The organism is Cryobacterium arcticum (assembly GCF_003185895.1).
Lineage (GTDB): Bacteria > Actinomycetota > Actinomycetes > Actinomycetales > Microbacteriaceae > Cryobacterium > Cryobacterium arcticum.
In genome coordinates, this window is sequence record NZ_QHLY01000012.1 from 1,453,993 (window position 1) to 1,468,836 (window position 14,844).

Here is a 14,844-nt window from a genome sequence, read left to right on the forward strand (position 1 = left end):
CTAGTACTGCAGGATCGACGACGGGTCGATGTAGAGCTGCGCCCGGACACCCGGCGCGAGCGGCAGCGCCCCGTTCTCTGGCACCAGCGCGCGCAGCCGGCTGCCGTTGCTGTCGATCGTGTAGGTGCTGTGCGAGCCCTGGTAGACCCGGTCGGCGATCACGCCATCCAGCCGGATGGATGCGCCGCGCGCCGGCGGTTGCAGGCCCACCTTCTCCAGGCGCAAGTACGAGTTCTTGCCGGCGGAGAGGAACTCACCGCCGGAGCCGCGCAGGTGCTGCAGGAATTCACCGGAGAGCCGATTGGTGGCGCCCACGAAGGTGGCGACGAACTCGGTGGCTGAACGGTTGTAGATCTCCTCCGGCGTGCCCACCTGTTCGACCACGCCGTGGTTGAACACGGCGATCCGGTCGCTCATGGTCAGGGCTTCCTCCTGGTCGTGGGTGACGTAGACCGTGGTGATGCCCAGTTCGCGCTGCAGGTTCTTGAGCTGTTCCCGCAACTGCACCCGCAGCTTGGCGTCAAGGTTGGAGAGCGGTTCGTCCAGGAGCAGGATGCGGGGTTTGAGCACCAGCGCCCGGGCGATGGCCACCCGTTGCTGCTGGCCGCCGGAGAGTTCGGAGACGTTCTTGGCCAGCTGCTCCTGGGTGAGTTCCACCTGCGCGGCGATCTCGTCGACCAGCCGGTCGGTCTCGGCACGATTGGTCTTTCGCACCTTGAGGCCGAATGCGATGTTCTCCCGCACGCTCATGCTCGGGAACAGGGCGTAGTTCTGGAACACCATGCCCACGCTGCGCTTCTCACTGGGCAGCCGGGTCGCATCCTTGCCGTCGATGTAGATCGACCCTCGGCTGGGCTCGATGAACCCGGCCAGGGTGCGCAGCGCCGTGGTTTTGCCGCAGCCGGAGGGCCCGAGCAGGGTGAAGAACTCACCCTGCCCGACCTCGAGGTCCAGCTGCGGAATGGCCACGTGCTCGCCGAAGGTGACTTCGATGTTCTCGAACTTGATCATGATGTCGCTATCCCGGGGTTGGTTACGGCAGGTACTCGAGCTCGGTCTTTTCCACCCAGGCACCGATGTTCTCGCGGGTAAGCGAGTAGTCGATGTCCTGCTTGGGCAGCGACTCGATCAGCTCGACGACCTCGGGCAGCGCCTCGGCGCGAGCCTTCTCGTTCACCGGGTACGACGCGAACTCGGCCGCAAACGCGCCCTGGGTCTCTGCGCTGCCGAACCAGTCGATGAACTCCTCGGCAGCGGTCTCCCGCGGAGTGCCGGCGATCACGGCGATCTGCTCGGTCACGTACGGCACACCATCCGCCGGGCTGATCACGCCGGTCTTGGTGCCGTACTCGGCATCACGGGCGGTGATGCCGCTGGAGGGCAGCACGCCGAAGTCCACGTCGCCACGGGTCATGCGGGCGTACAGGTCGGTTCCCTCCTCGGCGGGCGAGCCGTGCGCGAAGTACTCCTCCACCTGCTCCCAGCCCTTGTCTGAGACGCCGAGGTCGCCGTCGTCGTCGAGGTAGGGCGCGAGGAGGCCGGCGAGCACCAGCTGCGGGGTGGCCTGGCCGAGGGCGGTGTTCACTTCGTAGCGGCCGTCGTAGGCGGCGTCCTCCCACAGATCGGCGACCTCGGTGGGGGCGTCGGCGGCTGGGATCGTGTTGGTGTCGTAGACCGTGACGATCGCCTGTTCCACCAACGGCCAGAACACGCCGTCCTCCGGGTCGCCGGATTCCTGGTCGACCTCGCCGGCCCAGGCCGGCTCGTAGGCGGTGACGGCGTCTTCCTCTTTAAGGGTCTCGAAGAACATATTGTTCAGGCCGAACACCACATCGCCTACCGGGTTGTTCTTCTCGGCCACGATGCGGTTCGCCAGGTCGGCGCCGCCCAGGCCCACGATCTCGATGTCGATGCCGGCCTCCTTGGCCTGGGCCGTGACCCACTCGCCGCGGCCGTCGCCGTTGGAGTTGGTGTAGACGATGAGAGTGCCGCCGGCATCATCGCCCCCGGAGCCGGCGTCGGCCGTGGCGCAGGATGCCAGTGCTCCGGTGCCCAGCAGTGCGGTGGCCATGATGGCCGTGAAACGGATGCGCTTGTTCAATTTTTTCCCCCTGGTTTCGGACCGCGAAAGCGCCGGAGGCGCTCACCGGCCGGATCTCGTCTCGACAATGGTGCTTTCACGCTAGGCCGGGGCGAATCGGGCTCCCGACCATTCGAGGGACTGTTCGCCTCGCGTTTGCCTGCCGTACACCGATGATTCTCTGCTGCCGGCGGGCCGAGGCCCGGGTCGTCCTGACCGGCGGCGCCTCGTCGTGCGGCCCGACGCGGATGTCATGCGAGCGACTCTGCCCATGGTGTCTCTCCCCCAAAAGAAGTCCGTTTATCCACGCTAGGGCAGCTATCGGCGCCTGTATGTCCTCCGAAAGGAGGACAACGTGCCAGACTGGCCATTGCACCCCCACTTCGGGTGTCATACGGGCGATGGTTTATGCCAGTATTGATCCACATTGGCGGTCCGATCGGCTCGCAGGCGGGGGCGCGATGGCAGTCGGAGCGACGGTGGACGGCCTCGGCGCCCAGGAGGCCTCGAGTCTGGAGCCGCCGGCCGATATTCGCTGGGCGGGTGCGATCCCGCCGGGCCTGGCGGCCCAGCTGCCCGTTGTGAGCGCTGGTGTCGGTGTGATCGTGCGCGACCCAGAGGGTCGAGTAATCGGGGGCAACGCGGCGGCCGGACGAATGCTGCAGCTCAGCTGGGGCCAGCTGTTGCTCTGCCCGCCAGGCGATCCGCACTGGAATCCCATCGACGAGCGGGGAGTGCCCATCTCGGCCGATCGGCATCCCGCGGTGCAGACCCTGCAGACGGGCCGCCGCGTCGACGACCTGCTCGTCGGCCTGTCGCTGCCCGGAGTTGCAACGGCCGTGGACCGCCTGGCCTGGATCGCCATCACGTCCTTCCTGGTCAGCACGGCCACCGGAGAGCCGCAGGCGGTGGTGAACCTGTTCGACGACCTCACCGACAGCCCCCGCGGGCGGGCCGCGGCCAACCAGGTCTTCGCCGGGTACCGGGACCTGGCCGACAACGTCACCGACTTTGTGGTGCGCACCGACCTGACCGGCACCGTGCAGTGGGTGTCACCGTCGGTGACGGCGGCCACCGGGTGGCAGCTCGACACCGTGCTCGGGCACTCGATCCTCGAATTCTGGCATCCGGAAGACGCGTCGAAGATCGCCGAGACCAGCGCGAGCATGCGGGCCGGCGAGCGGCATTCCACCCGGTGCCAGGTGCGCTGCGCCGACGGAAGCTACCGCTGGTTCTTCCGGTCGTCCGGACCCATCCTCACGCCGACCCGCACCGTCACCGGCGCCGTGCACGGGTTCACCAGCATCGGCGCCCTCGTCGACGCCGAACGTGCGGCCAACGCCGAGCGGGCCATTCTGCGGGCCTCGCTCGACAGTCTCGCCGACCCGTACCTGGTCGTCGCCGCCCAGCGCGACGAACACGGCGCCATCGTCGATTTCCGGGTCACCGAGGCCAACCCTGCCGCCTGCGACTTCCAGCGGATGACGCGCGCGGACATCATCGGCAGCTCCCTGTTCCAGTCGGCACCAGTGGCCATCGCCGACCGTCTGACCGCGCTCTGCGCCGAGGTGCTGGGCAGCGGTGTCGCGCAGACCCTCGACGGCTTCCCTTCCCGGGAGGCCGACCGGGAACGCTGGTTCGACTTCAGGGTCTGCCCGGTCGGCGAGGGGGTGTCGGTCTGGCTGCGCGACGTGACCGGCCGGCACCTGGCCGTGCAGGCCGTGCACGACTCGGAGCAGCGGTATCGGCTGCTCGCCGAGAACGCTTCAGACGTCGTCGTGATGATCGGTGCCGACAACAGATGTGAGTGGGTCTCCCCCTCCGCGCAGGATGCCCTGGGCTGGAGCCCGGACGAGATCGCCCGGCGCGCGCCGACCGACCTGGTGCACCCGGATGACCTCGCCGACCTGCTCGTCGACCGGGATGCAGTCTCCGACGGCCTGGTGCAGCTGCCCCCGTTCCGGGTGCGGCACAAGAACGGTTCATACCGCTGGATGTCTGCGGCGACCCGCGAGGTGCAGAGCGACGGCAGTATTGTCGGCCGGATCGTGTCGCTGCGCGATGTGCACGACGAAACCCTCGCCGGCCGGGCCCTCGAAGCGTCGGAAGAGATGTTCCGCGCGGTGCTGACGTCGTCATCGACCGGCATGATGCTCTGCGACTTCACCGGGCGCATCCAGCTGGTCAACGACGCCCTCTGCCGTATGCTGCAGCGCGACGAGGACTGGCTGCTCGGCCGGCTCACCAGGGACTTTGTGCACTCCGACGACCGACTGCTGCTCGATCAGACGCCCGGTCAGACCCTCGGGAACCTCTCGCCGGCGGTCACCGAGCTGCGGCTGCTCCGCTCGGACGGCACGATCATCTGGGCGCGACGGTCATCATCGGTGATCCACAACTCCACGGCGGCTCCGGAACGACTGGTGGTGCAGCTCGAAGATGTGACCACGGAGCACGAGGCCCGGCAGGAGCTACTCTTCCAGGCGTACAACGACCGGCTCACCGGCATGCACAATCGGGCGTGGATCCTCAACTCCCTGGAGGTCGATCTGGCCCATGCCCAAACCTCCCACGGCGTGGTGGGCGTGCTGTTCATCGACCTGGACAACTTCAAGCTGGTGAACGACTCGCTCGGGCATGCGGCCGGCGACGAGGTGCTCACCGAGATCGCCGAACGCATGATGGGCGCCATGCGGCCGCAAGACCGGGTGGGCCGGTTCGGCGGCGACGAGTTCGTGGTGGTGATCCCCGACGCATCCGACCCCAAGGTGGTGGAGCGGGTGGCCGACCGGATCGCACGCGCGCTCGCCCCCGAACTCACCGTGCACGGCCACCGCATCGTGCCCACAGTGTCGATCGGCATTGCCCTGTCGACGACCGAGTCCACCGCCGCCAGCCTGCTGCGGGACACCGACTCCGCGCTGTTCCGCGCCAAACGGTCAGGCCGGGCCCGGTGGCAACTCTTCGACGCCACCATGCACTCCCAGGCGATGAACCGGCTCACCCTGGAAGATGAGATTCGCACCTCGCTGCTCGCCGGCGATTTCGTGGCGCACTACCAACCGGTGGTGGCGCTGGCCGACCGCACCGTGGTGGGCCACGAGGCGCTGGTGCGCTGGCAGCACCCCCGCCGCGGGCTGCTTTCGCCGGCGGAGTTCCTGCCGATCGCCGAGGACTCCGGCCTGGTGGTGGGCATCGGCCGGGCCGTACTCGAACGGGTGTGCACAGCGCTGGCCGCGAACCCGGATGCCGGCGGCACGATCAGCGTGAACGTCTCCGCCGTTGAGCTCGGCCGCGACGGCTGGGCCGACGGGTTCATCGCCACGGTCGAACGGCACGGTGTCGATCCGAGTCGTCTGGTGGTCGAGGTGACCGAGACCGCGGTGCTCTCCCTCAGCCCCGACACCATTCGTGGCCTGGTGGCGGTGCGTGACCTGGGCGTGGGCCTGCACGTTGACGACTTCGGCACCGGCTTCTCGTCGATCGCGCTCCTGCGCGACCTGCCGGTGTCCGGCCTCAAGCTCGACGCCAGTTTTGTGACCGGTCTCGATGACGGCGTGCGCGGCGCGGCGAACCTGGCCGGCGGACTGGCCGGTCTGGTGGCCCACCTCGGTCTCACCGGCGTGGCCGAGGGCATCGAGACCGAGGCGCAGGCCGACGCGCTCAACCGGCAGGGCTGGCTGCACGGGCAGGGCTACCTGTTCGGTCCGCCCGCCCCGTGGCCCGCCTGGCCGGCCAGGCAGGGCTGACCCGCTGCGGGCCTCCGGCGCGAGCCTCGGTTCTCGGTCGTGGCTGTCCGCTACTATTCGAGGACATTCGCGATCCACCCGGCTCGCAGGCAGGGGCACCATGGCAGTGGGATCGACCATTGACAACGATCCCGCAGCCGACGATTCCGCGACCGAGCTAGCGCCCCGAATCATAGACCCGGATGCCGACATCCGCTGGCCGCACGGAGCCTCGGCCGGGCTGGCCGACCAGGTGCCGCCGGTTGAAGCCGGCACCGGGGTGGTGATCCGGGCGCTCGACGGCACCGTGATCGGGGCCAACCCCGCCGCCGCCCGGCTGCTGCACACGAGCTGGCCGGCGCTGATCCAGAGCACCCTCGACGACGCCCGGTGGCAACCCATCGACGAGCACGGCCTCCCGGTCGCGCTCGACCGGCGGCCCAGCGCCGAGACCCTGGCCACCAACCGCCCGATCGAGACGCGCCTGATCGGCCTCGCCCTGCCCGGGTCGTCGGGCGAAGCCGACGCACTGGCTTGGCTGAGCGCCAGCACTGCCGTGGCCGTGGATGCCGCCGGCACGACCATCGCCGGCATCGTGATGTTCACGGATGTGACCGACACCGCGCGGGGCCGCGCCGCCACCGACCGCGTGCTCGCGAGCTATCGCGACCTGGCCGGCAACGTCACCGACTTCGTGCTGCGCACCACCCTGGACGGCACCATCGAGTGGGTGTCACCGTCGGTCACCGCCGCCACCGGGTGGCCGATGACCACGCTCATCGGGCACGGGCCGGGCGGGTTCGAGCACCCCGACGACACCGCCAAGTCGCGCGCCCTGCTGCAGGGCATCCAGACCGGCCAGCGCACCCAGGGCCGCTGCCGGTTGCTCTGCGCCGACGGCGGCTATCGCTGGTTCTTCCTCTCCTCCAGCCCCCTCTTCGCGCCCAACGGCACTATCACCGGCGGGGTGCACGGATTCACCAGCATCGACGCGCTGGTGCAGGCCGAGGATGCCGCCGACGCCGAACGCGCTCTGCTCCGGGCATCGCTCGACAGCCTGGCCGACCCGTATGTGGTCGTGGCCAGCCAGCCGGGCGAGCACGGTATGGCCGCCGACTTCATCGTCACCGAGGCCAACCCCGCCGCCTGCGAGTTCCTTCGGATACCGCGGGAGCAACTGCTGGGCGAGTCGTTGTTCGCGCCGTGGCCGGTCGCGATCGCCGAGCACCTCGCGGCGCTCTGCGCGCAGGTCGTCGCCAGCGCCCTGCCGCAACGTCTCGACGGTGTGCACTCCACAGCTTCCGGCCGGGACCGCTGGTACGACGTGCGGGTGTCCCCGCTCGGCCGCGGCGCATCCGTGCACCTGCGCGATGTGACCAGCCAGCACCTCGCCCAGCGGGCCGAGCACGAATCCCACCAGCGCTACCGGCTGCTGGCCGAGAACGCCTCCGACGTGGTCGTGATGGTCGACCAGGACGACAGGCTGGTCTGGGTTTCCCCCTCCGCCGAGGAGCTGCTGGGCTGGCGGCCCGATGAGCTCGTGCTGCGGACCCCCATGGAGCTGGTGCATCCCGACGATCTGTCCGAGCTGATGACCACCCGGGACGATTTCGTCGACGGCCTCCTGCTCCTCGCCCCGTTCCGGTTGCGGCGCAAGGACGGCCAGTACCGATGGGTGTCAGCGTCCATCCGCGAGGTGCGCGACGCCGACACCACGCTGGTCGCCCGGGTGGTGTCGGTGCGGGACGTGCACGAGGAGACCCTGGCCCGCCAGGCGCTCGAGGCGTCGGAGAAGATGTTCCGCGCGGTACTCACCTCCTCATCGACGGGCATGATCCTCTGCGACCCCATCGGGCGCATCCAGGTGGTCAACGCGGCGCTCTGCCGCATCCTGCAGCGCGACGAGGCCTGGTTGCTGACCCGCAGCACCGACGACCTCGTGCACCCCGACGACCTGCCCGGCCTGCAGGACGCGCGCCGACGCACCCTCGAACCCGGGGGCACCCCGCCGATCATCGAGATGCGGCTGATCCGGGCCGACGGCACTGTGATCTGGGCCCGTCGGTCCGCCTCGGTGATCCGGGACGCCGCCGGCGCGCCGACGCGGCTGGTCGTGCAGCTCGAAGACGTGACGGCCGAGCACGACGCGCGGGAGGAACTGCGTTTCCAGGCGTTCAACGACCGGCTGACCGGTATGCCCAACCGGGCCTGGATCCTCAACGCGCTCGAGTCGGACATCTCCGACGCGCACCGCACCCAGGGCGCGGTCGGGGTGCTGTTCATCGACCTCGACAACTTCAAACTCATCAACGACTCCCTCGGGCACGTCGCCGGCGACGAGGTGCTCACCGAGATCGCCGAACGGATGATGGCGGCCATGCGACCGCAGGACCGGGTGGGCCGGTTCGGCGGCGACGAGTTCGTCGTGGTCGTGCCGCACGTGACCAGCCCCGATGAGGTGGAACGGGTTGCCGCGACGATCGCCGCGACCCTGGGCACCGAGCTGACCATCCACGGGCACCGGATCGTGCCGACGGTGTCGATCGGCATCGCCCTGTCTACCCCGGAATCCACTGCGGCGAGCCTGCTGCGGGACACCGACTCCGCCCTGTTCCGGGCCAAGAAGTCGGGTCGGGCGCGCTGGCAGTTCTTCGACGCCACCATGCACTCCCAGGCGATGACCCGGCTCACCTTGGAAGACGAGATCCGCACCTCGCTCGCCGCGGGCGACTTCGTGGTGCACTACCAACCGGTAGTGACGCTGGCCGATCGTGCCGTGGTGGGTCACGAGGCGCTGGTGCGGTGGCAGCACCCCCAGCGCGGACTGGTCTCGCCGGCGGAGTTCCTGCCGGTCGCCGAGGAGTCCGGGCTCATCCTCGGCATCGGCCGGGCCGTGCTCGCCCAGGTCTGCACCGTGCTGGCGGGCCATCCGGATGCGCCGGGCACGATCAGCGTGAACGTGTCGGCCGTCGAATTGGCTCGCGACGATTGGGCGCAGCTGTTCACCGCTACCGTGGAGCGTCACGGGGTGGACCCGGCCCGGCTGGTGGTGGAGGTCACCGAGACCGCGGTGCTGGCGCTGGGCACCGTCACCGTGGCCAATCTGGTGGCGGTGCGCGACCTCGGCGTGGGCCTGCACGTCGACGATTTCGGCACCGGGTTCTCCTCGATCTCCCTGCTGCGGGACCTGCCCGTGACCGGCCTCAAACTCGACGCCAGTTTTGTTGCCGACCTCGGCGACCCGCTCAGCGAGGACGGCCGCGGGGCGCACGCCCTGGCCGCGGGTCTGGCCGGGCTGGTGTCCCATCTCGGCCTCGCCGGCGTGGCCGAAGGCGTCGAGACCGAAGCGCAGGCCGAGGCCCTCCGCGGGCAGGGCTGGTCCCACGGCCAGGGCTACCTCTTCGGCCGGCCGGCGCCCTGGCCCGCCTGACCCTCCGGCCCGAGCGACGCCTCGAGCGCCGTCAGAACCAGAGCTGCGCAGGTGAGGCGCCGTTTCGCGCGAGGCGCGCCACCCGCGAATCGGCGCCTCACCCGCGTACCCCCTGCCCCTAGGACCCCAGCCGGGCCATCAGTGCGTCGAGCATCGGCAGCTGCCCCTTCACGAGTTTCACCTGGGCCTGGTCGATCCCCACCCAGCGGGCATCATCGATCTCCGGAAACTCCTGTACCTGGCCCGACCCCCGCGGCCACTCCACCGTGAAGGTATTGCTCAGCACCCGCTCCACCTCGAACCCGGTCTCTGCGGCGAACACCGTGACCAGCTTTCCCGACGGTTGCCGGAATTGGCCCAGCTCGGTGTAGTCGGCGTCGGGTGCCGGCACTCCGATCTCCTCCTGGAACTCCCGCCGGGCAGCGACAAACGGGTCTTCGCTGAGGTCGTATTCCCCTTTGGGAATGGACCAGGCCGCGGCATCCTTGCGCGCCCAGAACGGTCCGCCCATGTGTGCGATCCAGACCTCGAGCCCGGCATCCGTATGCCGATACAGCAGGATGCCCGCGCTCTGCACTGCCATCAGCGCACCCGGGCCGGCCGGCCGGTCATGTCGTGTGCCGGTAGGTGACGTGGGTGACCAGGTCGTTCTGGCGGGAACCGACCTGCTTCAGGTTCAGGTTCGGCAGCCCCGGTAGCACCGGCTCCCCCGCCCCCAGTTCGATGGGTGCAATGTGCAGCCGCAGCTCGTCGATCAGCCCGGCCGACAGGTACTGCCGCACCGTGGAGGCTCCGCCGGCGATCGCCACGGACTTCTGCCCCGCGGCGGCCCGCGCCTGTTCCAGGGCGAAGTGGATGCCGTCGGTAACGAAGTGGAAAGTGGTGCCGCCCGCCATCGGCAGCGGTTCGCGCGGGTAGTGCGTGAGCACGAACACCGCCGCGTGATAGGGCGGATCGTCACCCCACCAGCCGGTCCAGTCGGCGTCCCAGTCGCCGCGGCCGGGCCCGAACATGTTGCGGCCCATGATGTAGGCGCCGGCATCCAGGATCGCCGCGACCTCTGCAGCGTTCTCGTCGGGTTGCTCGAACATCCAGCGGTGCAGCCGTTCGCCGCCCTCGCCGAGCGGAGTCGCCAGGCTCTGGTTCGGGCCGGCCGCGAAGCCGTCGGTTGACACCGTGATGTCGCAGGTCACTCGGGTCATTCGGTGGCTCCTTGCCGCAGAGGCGGGCCGTTCAGGCATGCGTGGCCGTGGCCGCCACAGTGGCCGGCACCGGTTCGTGCCGCAGGTAGGTGCGGGCGAACCGGCCGCTGCCGGCGGTGAGGGCTCGGAGGTCGATGGCGTACCGCAGCAGTTCGGCATCCGGCATCTCGGCGGTCACCTCGCTGTGCTCCTCGCCGACCGCCGCGGTGCCGGTGAGGTGGCCACGACGGGTGGAAAGGTCGGTCATCACTGTGCCAACGTAACTGTCAGGCACGGTGATTGTCACGGCCGAGACCGGTTCGAGCAGCTGGATGGTGCTGGCCGCGGCGGCCTCCCGCAACGCCAGCGCTCCGGCGGCCTGGAACGCGGCATCCGACGAATCGACGCTGTGCGCCTTGCCGCCGACCAGGGTGACCCGGATGTCCACCACCGGGAACCCGGCCGAGACGCCGCGCTGCATCTGCGCCCGCACACCCTTCTCCACCGAGCCGACGTAGTGGCCGGGCACCGCGCCGCCGACCACCTTGTTCACGAACTCGAACCCGGCGCCGCGGTCGAGCGGTTCGACCTCGATCTCGCAGATGCCGAACTGGCCGTGCCCGCCGGACTGTTTGACGTACCGGCCGCGGGCGCTGGCCGGTCTGGCGAACGTCTCCCGCAGCGGGGTGATCACGTCGACGGTCTGCAGTTTCACGCCCTGGCCGCGCAGCCGGTCCAGCACTACCTCGGCGTGCGCCTCGCCCATGCACCACAGCACCAGCTGGTGGGTCTCGGGGTTGCGCTCCACCCGCAGGGTCGGGTCGACGGCGGCGACCTTGCCGAGATTCTTGGCGAGCGCGTCTTCGTCACCGTGCGCCGCGCCCTGCACCGCCACCGGCATCAGCGGCTCCGGCATCTCCCAGGGCTGCACTAGCACCGGCGACTCGCGGTCGGAGACGGTGTCGCCGGTCTCCGCATCCGTCAGCCGGGTGAGCGCGCAGATGTCGCCGGCGATGCACAGCCGCACCGGCCGAAGGGTCGACCCGAGCGGGGATTGCAGGTGGGTGACCCGGTCGTCGCTGTCGTGGTCCTGATGGCCCCGGTCGGTGAGCCCGCGACCGCCGATGTGCACGACGGAATCCTCGCGCAGCGTGCCGGAGAAGAGCCGCACCAGGCAGACCCGGCCGAGGAACGAGTCGATGGTGGTGCGCACCACCTCGCCCACCAACGGCCCGTCCGGGTCGCAGGCCAGCGGCCCGAGCGTTCGGCCGGTCAGGTCGGTCACGGTGGGCCCCGCCCGTTCGACCGGCGACGGGAACCCCCGGGTGAGCATCTCGATCAGCTCGGTGAGGCCCACCCCGGTTTCGGCGGATGTCGCGAGCACGGGATAGAACGATCCGCGGGCCACCGCGATCTCCAGGTCGGCGATGAGCGTTGCCGGGGCGATCTCGTCGCCGGCGAGATAGCGGTCCATCAGCGTTTCGTCTTCGCTCTCGGCGATGATCCCCTCGATCAGCGCGGCCCGGGCGGCCTCCGACGCGGTGCGCTCGGCCGTGATGGCCGGGCGCTGGCTGGGGTCGCCCGCGCCGGCGCTGTAGTCGGAGACGTTGCCGGAGAGCAGGCCTACCACCCCGGTGATCGCCCCGGCCGTGCGGATCGGTTCGTACAAGGGCAGCACCGCCGGACCGAAAGCCTCCTGGCACGCGGCCAGCACCGGCTCGTAGCTCGCCCGCGGATGATCGATCCGGCTGATCACTACCGCGCGGGGCAAGCCGATCCGCTCGCACTCCGCCCAGAGCGCGGTGGTGGCGTCGTCGACGCCGTCTACCGCGGAGACCACGAACAGGGCCGCATCCGCCGCCCGCAACCCGGCGCGCAGGTCGCCGACAAAATCGGCGAAGCCCGGGGTGTCGAGCAGGTTGACCTTGTAGTCGCCGACCTCCAGTGGCAGCACGGAGAGGGTGACGGAGCGTTGCTGGTGGATCTCGGACGGGTCGGAGTCGCTCACGGTGCTGCCGGCCTCGATCGAGCCCATGCGGGTGATCGCCCCGGTGGCCGCGAGCAGGGCTTCGGTGAGCAGGGTTTTACCGCCGCCGGACCGGCCGACCAGGGCCACGTTGCGGATCTTCTCCGGCTCGAGCGCCACCGACACCGAGGATCCCCCGGCCCGGCGCAGGTCAATGCCGCCGCGGCCGGACCCTCTCGACGAGTCCTGTGTGCCTTTTCCCGACATGAGCAGCTCCCGACGTCATCGTCTCGACTTTCCCGCACCGTGTGTAACCGATTTGACCCCAGACCGCGGCCGACGGCAAGGGCGCGGGTGCGACCACCGGCCCACGGAGGTGCGCGGGCGAAGGCGAGCGCGGGTGAGACCACCGGCCACCGCAGGTGCGCGGGCAAGGCGCCGGTTCGCGGGTGGCGCGCCACGCGCGAATCGGCGCCGTACCCGCGCACCGCGATTCCTGCGCCCCGATCCGTAGGCTGGGGCCATGCAGATCGAGGTTGTCATCGACGAGTGGGCCCAACAGTGCTGCGGCGTACCGTTTCGGGTCGGCGGCGAGGCAAGCTGGCAGCTGATCGCCGCCCAACCCCAGGCGGGCTCCGTTCCCCGGTTCTTCGATGATCAGCATGACCAGGCAGCCGAGGATGTGCCGCGCCTGGCCGTCACGGGCACGGTGACGTCGATCACCGGAGTCAGCTATCCCGCCATTCCGACTCCCGGCGAGGCGCACAGCTACACAGCGGACCGTTCAGCGCCGACTGTGCACCCGCTCGATTCGGTGCAGGAGCCTGCCCTGGTTGAGGTCAGCGAATACCGGGTGCTGCTCGACGTCGCCGACGGCAGCGCCCTGCCGGCATACCGGCAGAGTGCCGCGGAGATCGAGGAACGGGAGTTCGAGGCTCGCACGGCCGAACGCCGTCGCGAACGGATGACCGACGAGGTTGGAGAGCTCCTCGAGAGCCTCGCCGACGAAGTGCAGCGTTCCTATGCCGATGTGGCCGAGATCCGGCGCGCCACGGACCTATCGGCGATGACCGTGCGGCCGCTCCGGGTCGATGCCGCGGCCGTGTACTGGGCACGACAGGATTCGGAAGCCGGGGACGTCATCAGCGTGCAGGTCGGAGACGGCGTTTGGCGCCTCCCGGCATCCGTCGACAACGTCGCCATCGTGCGGGAGCTTCTCGACGCCGCGGCCCACGGCCGCGTCGAGGAACATGTCAGACCGCCCGAATCCCCGCACCGTCTGGACACCGAAGCGCACGCCGCGGATGGCCGCAGCTGGACGGCAACGGTGCAGTTCGAGCCGTTCGCGGCCGACGGGTTCTTCGCCATGCCCCGCCAGCTGTGGGCGCGCCTCCAACGGGGCGAACACCGCTACCAGCCCTGGGCGGAGACCGAGCCCGGTGCCGGGCCGAGCGTCCGAACCGCGACCCGCCGCGCACGGGTGCTAGGAATGGATCATGCCGATCCTCCCGAAAGAGCGTGATCCTCGCCTGATCACCGTGCGGCGCGGCGGCACGCTGACCGACGACCACCACCGGATGCTCGCCGAATGGGCCGCAATCTGCACCGAACACGTGCTGCACCTGTTCGAAGACGAGCAACCCGGCGACACCCGCCCGCGAGACGCACTCGCCATCGGCCGGGCGTGGATCCGTGGGGAGGTGCCCATGCGGGTCGCCCACCAGACGGCGTTCACGGCGAACGCTGCGGCCCGGGGCCTGCCGGATCCGGCCAGGTTCGCCGCCCTGTCGGCCGGCCAGGCGGTGGCGGTGGCTCATGTTGCCGCCCACGACCTGGGCGCAGCGGCGTATGCGATCCGCGCGGCAGCGGCGGCGGTGCCGCCTGATCGGGCCGAGCACGTTCGGGTGGCCGAGCGAGATTGGCAACGGGCACAACTGCCCGTCGGCATCCGGGCCCTCGTTCTCGACGACCAGCAGGCTCGCAGCGCCATCTGCTGGAACGTCTTCGACGACTGAAGGCTGCCGCTCTACGCACGGCCCGTCGGCGGCGAGAGTGGCCGCGTGCCGAAGTACGACGTCAGCAGCAGCACGAGCGCGGAGCAGGCCAGCAGCCCGTCGACGATGCCGGCCGGCAGCATGAAGACCATCAACGCCATCGTGACGACACAGTTGATGACCGAGAGCGCCAGACCCCAGAGCCGATTGCGCAGCACCCCGACAGCGCCGATGATACGCGTCACCCCGAACACGCCACTGAGCACCATCATCTCCACGAGGTTCTCCTGAAAGAACGGCACGTTGAACGAGAAGTACTGCCCCACCGTGCCGAAATCGACGCCGAGCGCCAGGAGCGGGAACACCGCCAGGAAGACGCCGACCTCCATGAGGCCGCCGTGCACGATCATCAGTACGGCTGCGGCGCGGTAGCAGCGAGTCGGGTTCCCCATGGGGAGAGCCTAG

At 69.8% G+C, this 14,844-nt stretch carries 10 protein-coding genes; 4 read left to right on the forward strand and 6 right to left on the reverse strand.

Annotated elements, in window-relative coordinates; translation table 11 throughout:
- Both CTB96_RS16530 and CTB96_RS16535 read right to left on the reverse strand, forming a co-directional pair.
- The gene (locus CTB96_RS16530; protein ID WP_110127896.1) at window positions 1-1,011 is read right to left on the reverse strand and encodes an ABC transporter ATP-binding protein; all 1,011 of its coding nucleotides are present in this window, start codon (window positions 1,009-1,011) and stop codon (window positions 1-3) included.
- 22 nt (window positions 1,012-1,033) lie between these two features.
- A complete protein-coding gene (locus tag CTB96_RS16535) occupies window positions 1,034-2,101 on the reverse strand; it encodes an extracellular solute-binding protein (protein ID WP_248283414.1) in 1,068 nt (355 codons plus the stop codon).
- A gap of 440 nt (window positions 2,102-2,541) precedes the next feature.
- On the opposite strand from CTB96_RS16535, the gene CTB96_RS16540 reads away from it, so the two are divergent.
- A complete protein-coding gene (locus CTB96_RS16540; protein ID WP_181397313.1) occupies window positions 2,542-5,829 on the forward strand; it encodes an EAL domain-containing protein in 3,288 nt (1,095 codons plus the stop codon).
- Window positions 5,830-5,929: 100 nt separating this feature from the next.
- Window positions 5,930-9,238: a sensor domain-containing protein gene (locus tag CTB96_RS16545; RefSeq protein ID WP_110127898.1), complete on the forward strand. Its 3,309-nt coding sequence runs from the start codon at window positions 5,930-5,932 to the stop codon at window positions 9,236-9,238.
- Between the two features lie 118 nt (window positions 9,239-9,356).
- Here the strand turns inward: CTB96_RS16545 and CTB96_RS16550 are convergent, their stop codons facing one another.
- The 3 genes from CTB96_RS16550 to CTB96_RS16560 are packed head-to-tail and all read right to left on the reverse strand — an operon-like array spanning window position 9,357 to window position 12,652.
- Window positions 9,357-9,821 (reverse strand): NUDIX hydrolase, encoded by a 465-nt coding sequence (locus tag CTB96_RS16550; protein ID WP_110127899.1) that lies wholly within the window; start codon window positions 9,819-9,821, stop codon window positions 9,357-9,359.
- A 25-nt stretch (window positions 9,822-9,846) separates the two neighbouring features.
- Window positions 9,847-10,440 carry a dihydrofolate reductase family protein gene (locus CTB96_RS16555; RefSeq protein ID WP_110127900.1) on the reverse strand — a complete coding sequence of 198 codons (594 nt, stop codon included), beginning with the start codon at window positions 10,438-10,440 and terminating at the stop codon, window positions 9,847-9,849.
- Between the two features lie 31 nt (window positions 10,441-10,471).
- The gene (locus tag CTB96_RS16560) at window positions 10,472-12,652 is read right to left on the reverse strand and encodes an elongation factor G-like protein EF-G2 (protein ID WP_110127901.1); all 2,181 of its coding nucleotides are present in this window, start codon (window positions 12,650-12,652) and stop codon (window positions 10,472-10,474) included.
- A gap of 256 nt (window positions 12,653-12,908) precedes the next feature.
- Between CTB96_RS16560 and CTB96_RS16565 the strand changes: the two genes are divergently transcribed.
- Window positions 12,909-13,907: a DUF6578 domain-containing protein gene (locus CTB96_RS16565; protein WP_110127902.1), complete on the forward strand. Its 999-nt coding sequence runs from the start codon at window positions 12,909-12,911 to the stop codon at window positions 13,905-13,907.
- A complete protein-coding gene (locus CTB96_RS16570) occupies window positions 13,882-14,400 on the forward strand; it encodes a putative immunity protein (RefSeq protein WP_110127903.1) in 519 nt (172 codons plus the stop codon). Before CTB96_RS16565 ends, CTB96_RS16570 begins: the two co-directional genes overlap by 26 nt.
- An 11-nt stretch (window positions 14,401-14,411) precedes the next feature.
- Here CTB96_RS16570 and CTB96_RS16575 read toward each other — a convergent pair whose 3' ends face one another.
- Window positions 14,412-14,831: a hypothetical protein gene (locus CTB96_RS16575; protein ID WP_110127904.1), complete on the reverse strand. Its 420-nt coding sequence runs from the start codon at window positions 14,829-14,831 to the stop codon at window positions 14,412-14,414.
- Window positions 14,832-14,844: the final 13 nt, after the last annotated feature.

What these genes read in the sequence shown, in the direction of transcription:
- CTB96_RS16530 (WP_110127896.1), bottom strand. Translation starts at nt 1,011, where the DNA reads ATGATCAAGTTCGAGAACATCGAAGTCACCTTCGGCGAGCACGTGGCC.
- CTB96_RS16570 (WP_110127903.1), top strand. Translation starts at nt 13,882, where the DNA reads ATGCCGATCCTCCCGAAAGAGCGTGATCCTCGCCTGATCACCGTGCGG.
- CTB96_RS16565 (WP_110127902.1), top strand. Translation starts at nt 12,909, where the DNA reads ATGCAGATCGAGGTTGTCATCGACGAGTGGGCCCAACAGTGCTGCGGC.
- CTB96_RS16575 (WP_110127904.1), bottom strand. Translation starts at nt 14,831, where the DNA reads ATGGGGAACCCGACTCGCTGCTACCGCGCCGCAGCCGTACTGATGATC.
- CTB96_RS16540 (WP_181397313.1), top strand. Translation starts at nt 2,542, where the DNA reads ATGGCAGTCGGAGCGACGGTGGACGGCCTCGGCGCCCAGGAGGCCTCG.
- CTB96_RS16545 (WP_110127898.1), top strand. Translation starts at nt 5,930, where the DNA reads ATGGCAGTGGGATCGACCATTGACAACGATCCCGCAGCCGACGATTCC.
- CTB96_RS16560 (WP_110127901.1), bottom strand. Translation starts at nt 12,652, where the DNA reads ATGTCGGGAAAAGGCACACAGGACTCGTCGAGAGGGTCCGGCCGCGGC.
- CTB96_RS16550 (WP_110127899.1), bottom strand. Translation starts at nt 9,821, where the DNA reads ATGGCAGTGCAGAGCGCGGGCATCCTGCTGTATCGGCATACGGATGCC.
- CTB96_RS16555 (WP_110127900.1), bottom strand. Translation starts at nt 10,440, where the DNA reads ATGACCCGAGTGACCTGCGACATCACGGTGTCAACCGACGGCTTCGCG.